Raw genomic sequence first — 16,365 nt, 5'->3', positions numbered from 1 at the left:
AACGACCAGGTTTTGGCCGTTAGCCTGGAGGTATGGCCGAATTCGTGGTGATAACCGGCATGTCGGGAGCTGGCCGCTCTCAGGCGGCGAACCACTTCGAGGACTTGGGTTGGTACGTGGTGGACAACCTGCCCCCCGCACTGCTTCCCAAAGTGCGAGAGTTTGCCGATGCCCCCGACAGCGGCATCTCCCGAGTGGGTCTGGTGCTGGGGCTGAACCGCTACCACAAACAAGTGGCTCCCGCTCTCAGCGCTTTCAGGGCCTCCGCCGAAGGGGCGGTGCGGATCCTCTTTCTGGATGCCACCACCCCGGTGCTGGTGAATCGCTTCGAGAGCACCAAGCGCCGCCACCCGTTCGCCGGCACCTCACCGATGGGCGTGTCCGATGCCATCGAGTCCGAGCGGGAAGCGCTGGTCTACCTGCGCAGCCAGGCCGACGTGGTGGTGGATACCTCCGAGTTCAGCATCTACCAACTGAATCGCTTCATAGACGAGGTGTTCGAGCTCGACTCCGGCCCGGAATCGGTAACCACCCGGATCATGTCGTTCGGCTTCAAGCACGGCATCCCCCTCGACGCCGACCTGGTGCTGGACTGTCGCTTCTTGCCGAATCCCCACTGGGTTGAGGAACTCCGCCCCCTCACCGGCCAGGACGCGGTGGTGAAGGACTTCCTGCTCACCGGCCAGCCCATGGCCGAAACCTTTCTCCAGCAGACCGAGAACCTCCTCGAACTGCTGGTACCCGCTTATGTGAGGGAGGGCAAGTCGTACCTCACCATTGCTTTCGGCTGCACCGGGGGCCGCCACCGCTCCGTTTTCGTGGCCGAGGACATCAGCCGCCGCCTCACCGAGAATCCCGAGTTCGGTGTCCGCCCCCTGATCATCCACCGGGACATCGAAAGGTAACAGGCAAAACCGGCCCCCTGGGACATCGAAAGGCAGCAGCCCGAACCGGCCCCCTGGGACATCGAAAGGCAGCAGCCCGAACCGGCCCCTGGTATCAGGTGCCAGCGGCTTGCTGCCCGGCGGCGAGGCGCTCCCGAAGCTCGGCTTTGCGGATCTTGCCGGTGGCGGTACGAGGGAAACCATCCACGGCAAAGAACTCATCGGGAACCTTGATCCTGGCCAAGTACCGGCGGCACCACCCGGGCAAAGGGTCGAGCGATCCGCCCGGCCGCAACTGGACGAAGGCCACCGGACGCTCGCCCCATTGGGGATCCCGGCACCCGACCACCGCCGCCTCGATGATGCTCGGGTGGGCGTGCAGCACGGCCTCGATCTCGCCGGGGTAGACGTTGACACCGCCGCTGATGAGCATGTCCTTGACCCGATCCACAATGTAGAGGTAACCATCGCCATCCATCCGGCCCAGATCCCCGGTTCGCAGCCATCCCCCAACGAGGGCTTCGGCGGTCCGGTCGGGATCGCGCCAGTAGCCGGCCATGACCTTCTCGCTCCTCACCCAGATCTCGCCCACCTCACCGGGGAGCACCGCAGCGCCATCGCCGTCACGGATCTCGATTTGCACCCCCGGCACGGGGCGCCCGCAGGAGTCGAGCAGCTCGGGACGGCCGGCCATCGCGAGGTCGTGGTCCTCGGGCAGCAACCCGGTGAGGTTGCTGACACCCTCGGAAAGGCCGTAGGCCTGGTACAACCCGCAGCCGAAACGCTCGTGGGCCCGGCGGATGAGCGCCCCGGCGGTGGGAGCCGCACCGTACACGATGAGACGGAGGCTGGAGAGGTCGGCACCGTCGAAGCCGGGGTGATCCAGAATGCGGCGCAACTGCGCGGGAACCAATATCGAGATGGTGATCCGGTATTCGGCCACCGCGGCGAAGAACGACTCGGGCGAGAAGGAGCGCAGCACCACATGGGTCTGGCCGTCGGCCAGCATCGAGCTGACCCGGGTGCCGGCGGCGGCGTGGTACAGCGGCAGGGTGGATAGAAACACGTCGTCGGGCCGGAACCGCTGCACCAGGGCCATGGTCAGGCCGTTGAACGCCAATCCCCGCTGGGTGAGGCACACCCCCTTCGGTTGCCCGGTGGTGCCGCTGGTGTAGATGATGAGGGCCACATCCTCCTCGTCCGAGTGCTCCGTGCCGGCCAAGGGATCAGCCAGCAGCAGATCCCGGTACCCCGCCGTGGCCACCTCGACAACCTCCATCTTGGCCCCCACCCCTGCCCCCACCCGATCGGCGTGGCCCGCCCCGGCGATGGTCAGTGCGGGTTCGGCATCTGCAAGGATGTAGGTGATCTCCTCGCCGGTGAGTCCGGGGTTGATGGGAACGACGGCGGCACCGAGATACGCGGCGGCCAGGTACACGTCGAAGAACACCAAACCGTTGCCGGCCATGACTGCGACCCTGTCACCCCGGCCCACTCCGGCGGCCCGGAACCCCCCGGCCACCCGCCGAACCCGATCGCGAAGCTCACCAAAGGTCAGCGAGGGGCCGCCCACCACTGCGACCGCCACCCGATCGGGGTAAAGAGCAGCATCCCGTTCAAGCAGATCAACGATTCGCATGCGACCCCCTAGAAGCAGCATCCCGTTCAAGCAGATCAACAATTCGCATGCGACCCCCTAGAAGCAGCATCCCGTTCAAGCAGATCAACGATTCGCATAGGTTTCAGGCGACTGTACTGAGTTACCCTCAACACCATGAGCATTCGTGTGGGAATCAACGGGTTCGGTCGTATCGGGCGGAACCTCTTCAGAGCGGCCCGCCAGGCCGGTGCCGACCTCGAGTTCGTGGCGGTCAACGACCTGGGCAACCTGGCAACCATGGCCCACCTGTTGCAGTACGACTCGGTGATGGGCCGGTTCCCCGACCCGGTTACCGTGGTCGATGGTGGGCTCGACATCGGCGGCACCGCTCTTCGGGTGCTGTCGGAGCGCAACCCGGCCGATCTTCCCTGGGGCAATCTGGGGGTGGATGTGGTGGTGGAGTCCACCGGATTCTTCACCGCCCGCGACAAGGCAGCCGCACACCTGACCGCGGGGGCCCCGAGGGTGATCGTCTCGGCCCCATCCTCGGGGGCCGATGCCACCTTCGTGGTGGGGGTGAACGACAGGGACTTCGACCCCGAAACCCACCTGGTGGTATCCAACGCCTCCTGCACCACCAACTGCTTCGTCCCCATGGTCAAGGTGCTCGACGACGCTTTCGGGGTGGAGCGGGGGCTGATGACCACCGTTCACGCCTATACCGGCGATCAATCCCTGGTGGACGGGCCCCACTCCGACCTGCGCCGGGCTCGGGCCGCGGCGGTGAACATCGTGCCCACCTCCACCGGGGCGGCCCGAGCCACCGGCCTGGTTCTCCAGACCATGAACGGCCTGCTCGACGGCATCGCCCTGCGGGTGCCCATACCCGACGGTTCGCTCACCGACTTCACCGCGGTGGTGAGGGGCGAGCCCTCCGCCGAGGAGATAAACGCCGCTTTCGCCGCCGCCGCAACCGGTGGTTCGCTGGCCGGGGTGCTGGACTACAGCGAGGCCCCGCTGGTGTCGGCCGATATCTGCGGATCACCCGCCTCCTGCACCTTCGATTCGAAGTTGACCATGGCACTGGGCAACCTGGTCAAGGTATCGGGCTGGTACGACAACGAGTGGGGCTACTCCAACCGCCTGGTTGACCTGGTGGAGATCGTGGGCTCGGCATAACACCGGTGCTTCCTTCCCTCGAATCCTTGAGCGAGGCTCTGGGGGGTCTGGAGTCCCGGCGGATCCTGGTGCGGGCCGATCTCAACGTACCGCTGGATGCCGGGGGGCGGATCGCCGACGACTTCCGCGTCGAGGCTACGTTGCCCACCATCCGATGGCTGACCGGCCGGGGGGCGGCGGTGGTCGTGTGCAGCCACCTCGGGCGTCCCGGCGGCGAACCCGACTCCCGCTACTCGCTGGCCCCGGTGCGGGAGCGGCTGGCCGAGCGGGCTCCCGGGGTGGAGTTGCTGGAGAACCTGCGGTTCAATCGGGGCGAGACCGGCAACGACGACCGCTTCGTGCAGGAACTGGTGGAGGGCTGCCACGGCTATGTGAACGAAGCCTTCGGGGCATCGCACCGGGCTCATGCCTCGATCGTGGGACCGCCCCGCTACCTGCCCAGCGCCGCCGGCTCCCTGCTGGCCCGGGAGACCGAGGTGCTGCTGGGCCTGCGGGCCGCGCCCAAGCGTCCGTTCGTCGCCGTGCTGGGCGGGGCCAAGGTGAGCGACAAGTTGGGAGTGATCGCCGCCCTGCTGGGGATTGCCGACGAGGTGGTGATCGGTGGGGGAATGTGCTTCACCTTCCTGGCCGCTCTGGGGCACCCGGTGGGTGATTCGCTGCTTCAGGCCGACCAGGTGGAGGCCTGCTCCCACCTGCTGGCCTCGGGGGCTCGCATCCGGCTGCCCTCCGACATCACCGCGCTGGCCCCGGGGGAGCGGGTGGTGCAGGCCGGGGTGGATCTACGCCCCGGATGGCGGGGGCTGGACATCGGGCCGGGCTCAGCCGCCGAATTCAGTGACCTCATTGCCGATGCCGGCACCGTGCTGTGGAACGGCCCCATGGGGTTGTTCGAGGATCCCCGGTTCGCGGCCGGCACCAAAGTGGTGGCGCAGGCAATGGCCACCACCCGGGCGTTCACCGTGGTCGGCGGGGGTGACAGCGCCGCCGCGGTCCGCCGGTTCGGGCTGGACCGGGAGATGGATCACGTCTCCACCGGAGGGGGAGCATCCCTGGAGTTGATAGAGCGGGGCGACCTGCCCGGCCTCGAAGCCCTCCGGAACTCGCAAACCTACCGGAAAGGGGTAGCGAATGGCTGACAAGCGCAAGCCGCTCATCAGTGGCAACTGGAAGATGCACATGAATCATCTGGAGGCCATCCAGTTCATCCAGAAACTGTCGTACCTGCTGGATCAGGCCGACTACGACACCGCCGACGTGTCCATACACCCGCCGTTCACCAACCTGCGGTCGGCCCAGACGGTGCTGGACGCCGACAACATCCCCATCGCTCTGGGGGCTCAGCACTGCCACTGGGAGAGCGGCGGGGCGTTCACCGGGGAGGTGTCGGCCCCCATGCTGGCCCGGCTGGCGGTGAGCCACGTGATCGCCGGCCACTCCGAGCGTCGCCTGCTCTTCGGGGAGACCGATGAGAACGTGAACCGCCGGGTGCAGGCCATCCTGGCCGCCGGCATGACCCCGATCATGTGCAGCGGGGAGACGCTGGCCGAGCGGGAGGCGGGACAAACCGAGGCCCGCATCACCGCTCAGGTGGATGCCGGGCTGGTGGGGTTGAAGCGGGATCAGGTGGGATCCATGGTGATCGCCTACGAACCGGTGTGGGCCATCGGGACGGGTCGCACCGCCACCCCCGCCGATGCCCAGGCCGGCTGCGCCATCATCCGTGACCGGGTACGGGCCGGGTTCGGGAGCAAAGCCGCGGCCCAGGTCCGCATCCAGTACGGCGGCTCGGTCAAACCCATCAACATCGCTGACCTCATGGCCCAACCCGACATCGATGGGGCACTGGTGGGCGGTGCCTCCCTGGAGGTGGAGAGCTTCTCCCGGATAGTCCGCTTCCGGCTCCAGTAGCTGCTTGATCGGGTGAAGCCGATCAGGTGATCTGGATGTCCTCCCAGTTCACCTCGGTGCAGAGGCGGTGGAACTCGGGCCCGTACCAGGGGGCGTTCATCTGGAGACGATGGTGGGTCTGGTTGAGGTAGTAGTTCTTCTCCGGGGCCCCGATGTCTTGCATCAGCAAGAGCTCGGAAGCCTCCTGATCCAGGGCCTCGTTGTAGCGATCGTGAGCATCGGGCTTCACCTCCACGCTGGACTTTCCCTCTTCCAGCATCTTCACGATGAGCTGCGCTGCGTAACCTGACCACACCTGGTACCAGATGGGCAGCCCGGTGCCGCCCGAGAGGGGCTGGGAGTTGGGGCCGTAGAGCATGAACATGTTGGGATAGTTCGGAACCATCATGCTCAGGTAGGCGCGGGGGCCGTCCTTGGACCAGAAGTCGTGCACGCTGAGGCCGTTCCTACCGATCCAGTCGGCGGGCCAGAGGTACTGCACGATGTCGAAACCGATGGCGGTGATCACCGAGTCCACCTCATGGAGGGTTCCCCCGGCCGTCTCTATGCCGCGGGAAGTGAACCGGGTGATGGGATCGGTGACCAGTTCGACGTTGTCGCGGGTCAGCGCACGGTACCAGCCGTTATCCACCACCGGACGCCTCGAGAAGGGGGCGTAGTCGGGAACCAACCTATCGACGAGGTCTTCACGGTGGTCGGTCTGCTCGTGGATGTAGTTGGTGAGAAAGGCGCGCAACTGGTCGTTGACCTCGTTCCAGTAGCCGCCCTTGGCCTGCCATTCCTCGTCGGGAACGAGTTGGTCGTGGGTCTTGAAGAGCGCGGCGATGGCCATGTAGCGCCACCAGTTCCAGTAACCCGGGAAGTTGTCGAGCAGCCACCTGATCTCGGGTTCGATGGGGTCGCCGTACTTGGGTCGGGGGCTGATCCACTGCTTGGTGCGCTGGAACACGTAAACCTGTTCGGCTTTTTCGGCAATGGGGGCCAAGAGCTGCACGCCGGTGGAACCGTTGCCGATCACCGCGATGCGCCTCCCCTCGTAGTCGTAGTCGTCGGGCCACTGGGATGGGTGGATGATCGGGCCCGGGAAATCGTTCAAACCCTCGAAGTCGGGGGTTCTCTGGTTGGCAAACGCCCCCACCGCGTTGATCACCACGTTGGCCTCCAGGATTTCGGGGCCTTTCGGGGTGTCCACCTCCAGCATCCACAAGTTGCGGCCCTCGTCGAGCGTTGCCCGCTTCAGTTCGTGGTCGAAGCGGGTGTTCTCGTGCATCCCGTACTTTTTGGAGATGTGGGTTAGGTAGCTCAGAACCTCGCGGCCCTGACCGAAGTACTCCGACCACGGGTAGTTCTTCTCGAAGGCGAACTCGTAGGTGATGGAGATGGTGTCCACCCGGATGTCGGGATAGCGGTGCCGGCTCCAGGTGCCGCCCGGTTCGGATCGGCGCTCGAGGATCACGTAGGGGATTCCCAGCAGTTCCATCTGGATGCCGGCGGCCAGCCCGCTGAAACCGCTGCCGATGATGGCCACCTTGAAGCCCTCGGGGAGATCGGGTTTGGTGCCCGTCCAGCCGGCCGTCCAGGGAAAGGGTTTGAAGGCGGCCAGGTCTTGGCGGGCCTCGAACTCCAGGTCGCCCATTTCTTCCTTCATGGCCAGGTTCATGAGCTTGCGCAAGCGGGGGAGCGGGGGTTCCTCGGGCATTCCCGGACCGGCATTTTTCTCGAGCCAGGACACCGCCTTGTCGATAAGCAGCTCCCGGTCGCCGTCGTCGAGCTCAATGGCTCTGGGGAGGGCCTCGATCTCGGGATCGTCGGTGTTGTGATAAAGCGCCACCCGCACCGCGTCCAGATCGGCCAACTCCACCGCCCGTTTGATGAATTCCGAATCCATTCCCATAAGTCTTGCAGAGCGGCGCGGGGGTTCTTGAGTCCGCCGGTGAGGTATCAGCCCGAGGGTGGGGCAAAAAGGGTGGAGGAGTATCAGCCCGAGGGTGGGGCAAAAAGGGTGGTGTACACCTTTCGGGTTTCGTCGACCGAGAGGCCGGCGCCGAGGAACTGGTTGTCGATGTGCAGTTCCCAATGCAGGTGGGGATCGTCGTAGAGATCACCGTTGGCGGCGGCATGGGTTCCCCGGTTCCCGATCAAGCCGATCGTGTGGCCCGCCTCCACGAGTTGGCCGACCCTGATGTTTGGGTCCACTTCCTCCAGGTGAGCGTAGATCGATACGACATGGCCCACGCCGGAGATGATGCCGTGGTCGATCACCACATAGTTCCCGTACAGCGTCAACAGCGTGTAGGGAGGGGTGTTGCCGACCTGGGCGGCTATGTCCAGCAGTTGTATCCGGTCGTTGGGATCGGGGTCGGCGTACTCACCGACCACCACCACGATCCTCCCATCGAGAGCGGCTACCGCTTCGTGGCCTCGGGCAAAACACCGGAAGTCAACCCCCTGGTGGATTCCCGAGCGGTAGTTTCGGGAGGAGTTGGGCAGCAGGGCGGGGTGGGGAAGTGGGGACATGCAGTCGCTGGGGACCGAGGTTCTCGGGGCCAGGGTGGTGGCGAACTCCAGGGCCTGCTCGAAGGGGGGCGGCTCTCGCTCCAGAACCACGAACACCGGGGTGGGGCTGGGCGCGGGGGTGGCAGTCGGGGTGGGCGCGGGGGTAGCGGTAGGGGTGGAAGTGGTCGTCGGCGTGGGGGTGGCGCTTGGTGGTGGGGTGGTCGTCGGCGTGGGGGTGGGCTGGGGGATAGCGGGAACCACTGTTGCCGAGCCGGCCGGGGGATCGCCGGTTGGATCGCCGGTTCGCCCGTCGTTGCCGGAACCACCCGGTATCCATGTCCTAGAAACCACGATCCCCAGCCCGAAGGCAACCCCTAGGACTGCGAGCACCCCCAGAGTCCGGCGTAGCCCGAAGCCTCCCAAAGCCTGCCTGGTTGCGTTCCAGCCCCGGCGAACCCCACGAACCAACCCGCGCCCCGCCACGCCCACAACTCCCGCTACACCACCCCAACCCCGGCGAACCCCACGAACCAACCCGCGGCCCGCCACGCCCGCAACTCCCGCTACACCACCCCAGCCCCGGCGAACCCCACGAACCAACCCGCGGCCCGGTTTCACGGGCGTTTCCCAGTAGCAATCGAAACGGTAAGCAAGCGATCTCCCTCGACACCGTCGGGCATCCAGCAGTTGAGGTCAGAGTAATGCTTCGCACGCTTAACTCCGCGGACCGGGCGGTAGACAAGCCCCATCAATTCCGCGGACCGGGCGGCAGGGAGCCTCCCTGTCGGGTGGCCGATCAGGCCGGCGGTAGGAGTAGGATTGCCCACTGTGACCATCGCGTTGAGCAAGTAGGATTACCCGTCGTGACCATCGCGTTGAGCAAGTAGGATTGCCCACTGTGACCATCGCTTTGAGCAAGTAGGATTACCCGTCGTGACCATCGCTTTGCTGGTGATAGATGTTGCTTCCGCGCTGACGCTGCTCTTTCTGGTGCTGCTGCACAGTGGCCGGGGGGGTGGCCTGTCCGACATGTTCGGCGGTGGGCTGGGGACCCAGGCTGCGGGGTCCACGGTGGTCGAGAAGAACCTGGACCGGTTGACCATTTCCACCGCCCTGATCTTCACCTTCTGCACCCTGGCACTGGCCCTGCTGCTGGACTCCAGCTAGCTTCCGGTTGGATTTCGCCCTCAGCCCCGACCTTCTGGAGCTGCGCGACCGGGCGCGGGCGGTGGCCGCCGAGGGAGTGGCTCGGTTCGGTCGGCACAACGATTCCTGGATCAACGGCTACTCCAAGGAGTTCGCCCAGGTCATGGCCGGTGAGGGTTGGATCGGCATGGGATGGCCGAAGGAGTACGGGGGCCAGGCCCGGCCGCCCATCGAGCGGCTGATCGTGGCCGAGGAGATGATCACCGCCGGGGCCCCGGTGGCCGCCATGTGGTTCGCCGACCGCCAGATGGGGCCAACCCTGATCGCCTACGGCACCGAGCAGCAGAAGGCGGCTTACCTGCCCAAGATGCTGTCGGGGGAGGCCACGTGGTGCATCGGGATGAGCGAGCCCGACGCCGGCTCCGACCTGGTGTCCATTTCCACCCGGGCGGTGCGGGACGGATCGGACTTCGTGATCGAGGGTCGGAAGATCTGGACCAGCTTCGGGCATGTGGCCGACTACTGCTACCTGATCTGTCGCACCGGCGACGATGGGCCGCCCCACCGGGGGATCAGCGAGATTGTCGTCCCCATGGACTCCCCGGGTATCGAGGTGCATCCCATCACCGACATGATCTCCAACCGGCACTTCTGCGAGATCTTCTTTACCGGTGTCAGGGTGCCGGCCGGCAATCTGGTGGGCACCGAGGGGGATGCCTTCAAGCAGACCATGGCGCAGTTGGCCCACGAGCGGGGGGGCATCGACCGCCTGGTGTCCAACCGGGCGCTGTTTCACCACGCCTGTGCCCGGGCCGACCGGCAGGATCGGCGGGTTCGCCAGCAGATCGCCCGGCTCGAGAGCGAGTACCGGGTGGGGCGGCTGCTGGTCTACCGGGAGGCGATGGGACAGGCCCCTACCAACTTCAGCGCAGCCACCAAGGCGTTCTGCACCGAGCACGAGCAGCGGGTGGCCCGGTTCGCCGCCACCCAACTGGGCCCGGATGCCCTGCTGGACAGCCCCTGGACCCGGGGCATCTGCTATTCCCCCGGCTACACCATCATGGGCGGCACCTCCAATGTGATGCGCAACATCCTGGGCGAGCGGGTACTGGGCCTGCCCAGCGCTCCCCGGTTACCCACTGCGAAAACTCCGTGACCATGAAGTAGGATGACCTTCCCGCCGGTGACCCCGGCGGCCAGGTATCCACGTCGGAGTGGCGGAATTGGCAGACGCGCTAGCTTGAGGGGCTAGTGCCCAATACGGGCGTGGGGGTTCAAGTCCCCCCTCCGACACATTGGCTGGTGCACTCTTCGGGTCCTGCTACGTTTTTGCCTGCCCGGTCGCCCCTGCAGGGCGCTTTGTGGGTCGATGTGTCCACCGATGCTTCGGACAAAGCGATGCCCACAACCCGGTCATAGCCCTCTATTGTGCGCTCTAAAGTAGTTCGGCAAGCTCATACACGCGCTGGCAGCACTCAGCGATCGATGATGCTGGTGCTGTAGGCCAGATCAGTTCGCTTTCCACAGTCTCGCGCAGGTGGCGCTGATTAGGGTCGGTCAATGCAGCTCGGCCCAACGCTGGCGCGCGGCAACGTGGTGTTCTTGGGCAAGCTGTTCGGTGATCAGCCAGGGGCGAATCAGGGTGTCGTGTTCAAGACGCATGACTACCCCGGCCAGACGGGTCCATGGTGTCTCGATGGTCGTGGGCCCGCCCCTAAGAACCTCAAGAACGGCAACCTCAGCCAACTCCAAACCTTGGATACGCCGCTCGATCGACCGACTCACAAATCGAACACCAGCCGGAGGCGTTGGGACCCGCCCAGGGACCGCGATCGTCTCGACAGCAGGAACCTGTGTCGTCAGTCCAAGAAACATGGCTGCGGACACGCTGGCCGGGCCGGCACCAGGTCCGGCAATCACCATGCCAACATCGAAAGCGGGAGGTAGCGGCATACCTACCGGAGTGCGTGGCCCCTTCCAGTACAGGCCCCTACGAACCCTCGTGACCTCACCCTTGGCGAGAAGTCGAGACAACTCACACTCAACGGCGTGACGAGACCCTGGCAGTTCAGCGATTTCGATGAAGGAACGCTGCGGAGCGCCTTCAACCCGCTTGCGGACCAGCTCAGCCGTACTCATAAGATCTAAATGTAACGAAAACCTCTCAACATGTCCACTACCATAAGCCGGAGTTCCCGCGTGGGCCGACTTCACGGGATACTCTGAGGGGGTGGGGCAAGCGATGGGGAGTGTCGTGGAGTTGACCCCGAGGTCCGGATGCCCGAGATCGTCGTGCTGATGAGTGATTCTCTTGCTGCTGAGGCGCTGGCCATGCTGCGCAGGCTCACTGGCGATGCGAGCAGTACCTTTCGCGATGGGCAGCTTGAGGTGATTCGGGGACTGGTTGAGGATCGCCAAAGGATGCTCCTCGTGCAAAGGACAGGGTGGGGCAAGAGCGCCGTCTACTTCATTGCGACCAGAATGCTGCGTGACCGAGGCGCTGGCCCCACGCTTTTGGTGTCACCGCTCCTAGCGCTCATACGTAACCAGATCCAGGCAGCGCAACGCATGGGCGTTCGGGCCGCCACGATCAATGGCGAGAACTATGAGGACTGGAAGGAGATCGAGTGGCAGCTCGAGGCAGGCGAGGTTGATCTTCTCCTGATCTCGCCGGAACGTCTCGCCAAACCGCAGTTCCGTTCCGACATCCTTCCGGAGGTTGGTCGTCGAAGCGGGCTGCTGGTCATCGACGAGGCGTACTGCATCTCCGACTGGGGTCATTACTTCAGGCCGGCCTACCGGCAACTCGCAGGAGTACTGGATCTGCTTCCCACTGGTATACCGGTGCTCTGTTGCACGGTCTCTGCCAACAAGCGAGTACTCGATGACATAACGTCCGAACTCGGTTCCGATCTAGCGCTGGTCAGAGGTCCGCTGGCCCGCGACGGCCTCTACCTCGCTGCCCTCGAAATGCCGGAGCAGGCCACCCGCCTCGCGTGGCTTGCCAACCAGATCCCCAAGCTGCCGGGCACCGGAATCGTGTTCTGCGTGAGGGTTGCGGACACGCAGCGAGTCGCTGAGTGGCTTCAGATCAACGGGATCTCCGCGGTCGCGTATTCCGGGAGCACCAATTCTGAGCAACGGGTTCGGATCGAACAAGATCTCCTGTCGAACCAACTCAAGGTGGTGGTGGCGACATCGGCACTGGGGATGGGATTTGACAAACCCGACCTCGCGTTTGTCATTCACTACCAACCACCTGGTTCACCGGTTGCCTACTACCAGCAGGTTGGCCGCGCTGGTACTGCACTCCCAAAATCTTTAGGGATTCTGCTGAGCGTGGCTGAGGAAACCAACAGACAGGACTACTTCATTCGTTCGGCATTTCCCGACCTATATCTCGCCGAGCAGGTTGTGACCTTCCTGGAGAATCGCCCTGATTTCACGTCAGGAAAGGAGATCCTGGAAGAGGTCAACGTGGAGTGGAAGGAACTCGAGAAGTTGTTGAAGACTCTGGAAGCGGAGGGGGCAGTAGAGCGTGAGAGCACAAAGCGCGAGGGTATGGAGAGCGAGAACACTGGGTGGCGACGAACGAGTAAACCTTGGGCCTACGATCACAGACGGGCTCGGTCAGTCATCGCCCTACGACGGACAGAGCAGGCTCAAATGCGCCAGTACATACGTGCGAAGGGTTGCCGGATGCAGCTTTTGTCGAGGTTTTTGGATGACCCGGCCGGTGAGACCTGCGGCATCTGTGACAACTGCTCCGATGCAGCCCACACCCTCAAGGCCTTGCCCTCGCCAGAGGAAGAGCAAAGGGCAGAGCGATACTTGCGCTCAGGCTCGGCGGAGCTACTGATCAAACCGCTCAAGCAACTGCCAGATGGAACCAAGATCGCAGAAGACCGTCGGCTCGAAGTCGGACGAGTCCTCTCAGTATGGGGGGATGGGGGTTGGAGCGATCTTGTCCGCTCGGGCAAGCAAGTTGACGGACACTTCGACGACCGACTCGTTGGGGACGCAGCCGACCTCATCAGAAACCGCTGGCGCCCCAACCCGCCTCCTACGTGGGTGACCTACGCTCCATCCTTGCGAAACCTTACCCTCGTGCCGGACTTTGCCGAGAGCCTGGCCGAATCCCTGGGTTTGCCCTGCGAAGATGTAGTGGTGAAGGTTCGTGAGACTGAGCCGCAGAAGACGCTGGAGAACAGCCAGCAGCAGTACGGCAACGTCCGAGGGGCGTTCAAGGTATTTACCCCGGTACCGGGTGGGGCTGTGTTGCTGGTGGACGACATCGTCGACTCTCGATGGACATTGACCGTCATTGGGTACGAACTCCGAGCAGCCGGTGTCTCGCACGTCTATCCGTTCGCTCTGGCCGACACGGCGAGGAGGTCGCTGACGTGAGGAGCGACGATTCTCTGGCAAGAATCTTGCTTGTAAGCAGACTCTTTGATGAAGGAGTGCAGCCGCTCAAGCCCTCGGAGTACTGGAAGCTGTGTAGCCAAATTGGCAAGCCGAGTGTCTTGCTTGGACAGACCGAGAGTGAGCTCTCCCAGGGCCATGGGTTTGAATCTGAGTTCGCGGCCAGAATCGTTCGCCTGCTCGCTAGAGCCACGGATATGACTTCCGAGCTCGAGAGGCTTGAGCAGTCGGGCATCAGCACGCTCACCCCATTCGATGACCGCTATCCAGAACGTTTTATCAAGCAGCTTGCAACCAGGGCCCCCACGCTTCTTTATGCAGCCGGCGAACTTCACCTGCTCCAGCGTCCTGGGATTGGGGTGGTCGGCAGCCGGGATGTGAGCGATGATGGTGCCGATGTGGCAAAGGAGGCAGCCCAGCTAGCCGCTGGACTCGGCTACGGGTTGGTATCGGGAGGCGCAAGAGGCGTGGATGAGCTCGCCATGTATGCCGCTCTCGATGCCGGCGGGACTGTCGTAGGTGTCCTCGCTGGGGCGCTCGAGCGAAAACTCAAGTCTCCGGATGTACGAGGGGCCATTCACGAAAGGCGCGCCGTCATGTGCACGCCCTACAACCCTGACGCGCCGCACTTCCACCGCGGGACCGCGATGGGCAGAAACAAGCTCATCTACGCTTTATCCATCATCACCCTGGTTGTCGCGAGCGATCTCGAGAAGGGTGGAACCTGGTACGGAGCCAGCAAAGCCTTGGAACAGAGATCAGGGCGTGTGGGCGTGTGGCGAGGGCCCGGCCAAGGTCCTGGCAACGAAAAACTCATCGAAAAAGGGGCACTTGCGATCTCGTCGATCGATGATCTCGAAGCAGCAGTGACCGATCCTGAAGCTGAGGCAGTGCAGCCAACGCAAGCAACCCAACAGTCACTCCTAGGGCCGGGCATTCAGACTTGAGCCCGGCCGAACCCAACCGTCCCGTTCGCACCTACCGGGATCTCCGGCCCACGTTCGCTGATCGTGAGTCCTGGACAACCGCACGGGTGCTGGCTCACCGGGCGCAGAGCCATGGTGATGCCATCTACCTGGATTGTCCCGAGGAGGGGCGCACCTGGACTTACCGCGAAATCTTCGAGGCGGCTTGCCGGGTGGCGGCCACGCTGTCGTCGGGGGGTGGGCCGGGCGAGCGGCTGCTGGTGATGCTGCCCAACTCGTCGATGTTCATCCGCACCTGGCTCGGTTCCCAGGTGGCGGGCATGGTCGAGGTTCCGATCAACACCAGCTACCGGGGCCAGTTCCTCGAGCATCAGGTATCCACGGTGCGTCCGAAGTTGGCCGTGATCGACGGCTCGTATGCCGAGCGCTTCGTGGAATCCAGGGCAGCCTGCGAATCCATCCAGCGGTTCTGGGTGGCGGGCCCCGACGCGGCCACCGGCATAGCCACGCTGCGCGACGCGGGCTGGGAGGCCGAGTTGTGGAACACGCTCGAGGCTTCGGAGCCGGTCGAACCGGTCGAAGCGTCGCCCCGAGATCTGGCATCCATCTTCTTCACGTCGGGGACCACCGGGCCGTCCAAGGGGGTGATGATGCCCCAGGCGCAGATGTACTTCTTCGCGGACGAGTGCGTCTCGCTCACCCGCCTCACCGATGCCGACACCTACATGATCACCACACCGCTGTTCCACGGCAATGCCCAGTTCCTCGCCGCGTACCCGGCGCTGGTGGCGGGAGCCCGGTTCGTTTTGCACTCGCACTTCTCGGCCAGCCGCTGGATCGATCAGATCCGCGACTGCGGGGCAACCGTGACGAACTTTCTGGGCGTGATGATGGACTTCGTGTGGAAACAGCCGCCTCGGCCCGACGATGCCGGCAACGATCTGCGGTGCATCTTCGCGGCACCGACCGCCTACTCGATCATCGACGAGTTCAAAGCCCGGTTCGGGGTGGACGCGTTCGTTGAGGTGTTCGGACTCACCGAGACCTCGATGCCCATCCTGTCGCCCTACGGGGAGGATCGCCCCCCGGGAGCGGCGGGTCTGGCGGTCGAGGACTGGTTCGATGTCCGGCTGGTGGACCCCGAGACCGACGAGGAGGTTCCCACCGGCGAACTGGGCGAACTGGTTATCCGCACCAAATACCCGTGGACCTGTTCCATGGGCTACTACAACATGCCCGACAAGACCGCGGAGGCGTGGCGCAACCTGTGGTTCCACACCGGTGACGGCCTGCGCCGCGATGCCGACGGCTGGTACTACTTCGTGGACCGCCTGAAGGATGCGCTGCGGCGGCGGGGCGAGAACATCTCCTCCTACGAGGTCGAGCAGGCCCTGCTCGGCCATCCCGACATCGCCGAGTGCGCGGTTGTCGCCGTCGAGGCCGACATCGAGGCCGGCGAGGACGAGGTGATGGCCTGGCTGGTTACCTCGGGCCCGATCGATATGACCGAACTGTGGGCCTGGGCCGATACCCGCATGCCGGCGTTCGCGGTGCCCCGGTTCATCGAGGTGGTCGATGAGCTCCCCAAGACCCCGTCGGAACGGGTACAGAAAATCAAGCTGCGCGAGCGCGGCGTGTCCCCAACAACCCACGACCGGACCAAAACGGGCTGAGCCGAAGAAGTACGCGGCCCCCTGAGCCCCTCCAGGCAGGCTTCGGTTACCCGCTGATCCCACTCCATAATAGGAGCGCTCCCAATTAGGAGCGCTCCCAGAATACTGTCGGCCATTGCCGGGGAAAT

13 protein-coding genes and 1 tRNA gene are annotated in these 16,365 nt (G+C 64.4%); 10 read left to right on the top strand and 4 right to left on the bottom strand.

Translation table 11 applies throughout. The annotated features are described in order from the left end of the window. Nucleotides 1–32: 32 nt before the first annotated feature. Nucleotides 33–905: an RNase adapter RapZ gene (gene rapZ, locus ACOGXC_RS06025; RefSeq protein WP_419919798.1), complete on the top strand. Its 873-nt coding sequence runs from the start codon at nt 33–35 to the stop codon at nt 903–905. A gap of 94 nt (nt 906–999) precedes the next feature. On the opposite strand, the gene ACOGXC_RS06020 is transcribed toward rapZ, so the two are convergent. Continuing rightward, nucleotides 1,000–2,523, bottom strand: a complete 1,524-nt coding sequence (locus ACOGXC_RS06020; protein WP_419919797.1) for a class I adenylate-forming enzyme family protein — start codon at nt 2,521–2,523, stop codon at nt 1,000–1,002. 135 nt (nt 2,524–2,658) lie between these two features. Between ACOGXC_RS06020 and gap the strand changes: the two genes are divergently transcribed. Genes gap through tpiA form a run of 3 tightly spaced genes read left to right on the top strand, consistent with a single transcriptional unit; the run spans nt 2,659 to nt 5,571 of the window. Then, nucleotides 2,659–3,663: a type I glyceraldehyde-3-phosphate dehydrogenase gene (gap, locus tag ACOGXC_RS06015; protein ID WP_419919796.1), complete on the top strand. Its 1,005-nt coding sequence runs from the start codon at nt 2,659–2,661 to the stop codon at nt 3,661–3,663. Nucleotides 3,664–3,689: 26 nt separating this feature from the next. After that, entirely contained in the window at nt 3,690–4,799 is a 1,110-nt protein-coding gene (locus ACOGXC_RS06010; protein WP_419920024.1) for a phosphoglycerate kinase, read from the top strand. After that, nucleotides 4,792–5,571, top strand: a complete 780-nt coding sequence (gene tpiA / locus ACOGXC_RS06005; RefSeq protein WP_419919795.1) for a triose-phosphate isomerase — start codon at nt 4,792–4,794, stop codon at nt 5,569–5,571. The genes ACOGXC_RS06010 and tpiA overlap by 8 nt, the downstream gene beginning before the upstream one ends. Before the next feature lie 22 nt (nt 5,572–5,593). Here the strand turns inward: tpiA and ACOGXC_RS06000 are convergent, their stop codons facing one another. Together ACOGXC_RS06000 and ACOGXC_RS05995 are read right to left on the bottom strand one after the other, a co-directional pair. Continuing rightward, complete coding sequence (locus ACOGXC_RS06000; protein ID WP_419919794.1) at nt 5,594–7,459, bottom strand: flavin-containing monooxygenase; 1,866 nt, start codon at nt 7,457–7,459, stop codon at nt 5,594–5,596. An 89-nt stretch (nt 7,460–7,548) separates the two neighbouring features. Further along, complete coding sequence (locus ACOGXC_RS05995) at nt 7,549–8,550, bottom strand: M23 family metallopeptidase (protein WP_419919793.1); 1,002 nt, start codon at nt 8,548–8,550, stop codon at nt 7,549–7,551. Between the two features lie 450 nt (nt 8,551–9,000). Between ACOGXC_RS05995 and secG the strand changes: the two genes are divergently transcribed. The 3 genes from secG to ACOGXC_RS05980 all read left to right on the top strand — a co-directional run bounded on the left by secG (nt 9,001) and on the right by ACOGXC_RS05980 (nt 10,506). Continuing rightward, nucleotides 9,001–9,234 carry a preprotein translocase subunit SecG gene (gene secG, locus ACOGXC_RS05990; protein WP_419919792.1) on the top strand — a complete coding sequence of 78 codons (234 nt, stop codon included), beginning with the start codon at nt 9,001–9,003 and terminating at the stop codon, nt 9,232–9,234. 7 nt (nt 9,235–9,241) lie between these two features. Next, a complete protein-coding gene (locus ACOGXC_RS05985; RefSeq protein ID WP_419919791.1) occupies nt 9,242–10,369 on the top strand; it encodes an acyl-CoA dehydrogenase family protein in 1,128 nt (375 codons plus the stop codon). Between the two features lie 52 nt (nt 10,370–10,421). After that, nucleotides 10,422–10,506: transfer RNA gene (locus ACOGXC_RS05980), tRNA-Leu, on the top strand. A gap of 264 nt (nt 10,507–10,770) precedes the next feature. Here ACOGXC_RS05980 and ACOGXC_RS05975 read toward each other — a convergent pair. Further along, nucleotides 10,771–10,998: a hypothetical protein gene (locus tag ACOGXC_RS05975; RefSeq protein ID WP_419919790.1), complete on the bottom strand. Its 228-nt coding sequence runs from the start codon at nt 10,996–10,998 to the stop codon at nt 10,771–10,773. Nucleotides 10,999–11,490: 492 nt separating this feature from the next. On the opposite strand from ACOGXC_RS05975, the gene ACOGXC_RS05970 reads away from it, so the two are divergent. The 3 genes from ACOGXC_RS05970 to ACOGXC_RS05960 are packed head-to-tail and all read left to right on the top strand — an operon-like array spanning nt 11,491 to nt 16,237. Continuing rightward, a complete protein-coding gene (locus ACOGXC_RS05970) occupies nt 11,491–13,620 on the top strand; it encodes a RecQ family ATP-dependent DNA helicase (RefSeq protein WP_419919789.1) in 2,130 nt (709 codons plus the stop codon). Continuing rightward, entirely contained in the window at nt 13,617–14,585 is a 969-nt protein-coding gene (locus tag ACOGXC_RS05965) for a DNA-processing protein DprA (protein ID WP_419919788.1), read from the top strand. Before ACOGXC_RS05970 ends, ACOGXC_RS05965 begins: the two co-directional genes overlap by 4 nt. Beyond that, a complete protein-coding gene (locus ACOGXC_RS05960) occupies nt 14,582–16,237 on the top strand; it encodes an AMP-binding protein (protein WP_419919787.1) in 1,656 nt (551 codons plus the stop codon). The genes ACOGXC_RS05965 and ACOGXC_RS05960 overlap by 4 nt, the downstream gene beginning before the upstream one ends. Nucleotides 16,238–16,365: the final 128 nt, after the last annotated feature.

Source organism: Candidatus Poriferisocius sp., from assembly GCF_965202595.1.
Taxonomy (GTDB): domain Bacteria; phylum Actinomycetota; class Acidimicrobiia; order Acidimicrobiales; family Bin134; genus Poriferisocius.
This window is presented reverse-complemented; position numbering and strand designations above follow the sequence as displayed.

Coding starts and splice junctions, on each gene's coding strand:
- ACOGXC_RS05970 (WP_419919789.1), top strand. CDS start 11,491: ATGCCCGAGATCGTCGTGCTGATGAGTGATTCTCTTGCTGCTGAGGCG.
- ACOGXC_RS06020 (WP_419919797.1), bottom strand. CDS start 2,523: ATGCGAATCGTTGATCTGCTTGAACGGGATGCTGCTCTTTACCCCGAT.
- ACOGXC_RS06000 (WP_419919794.1), bottom strand. CDS start 7,459: ATGGATTCGGAATTCATCAAACGGGCGGTGGAGTTGGCCGATCTGGAC.
- rapZ (WP_419919798.1), top strand. CDS start 33: ATGGCCGAATTCGTGGTGATAACCGGCATGTCGGGAGCTGGCCGCTCT.
- tpiA (WP_419919795.1), top strand. CDS start 4,792: ATGGCTGACAAGCGCAAGCCGCTCATCAGTGGCAACTGGAAGATGCAC.
- gap (WP_419919796.1), top strand. CDS start 2,659: ATGAGCATTCGTGTGGGAATCAACGGGTTCGGTCGTATCGGGCGGAAC.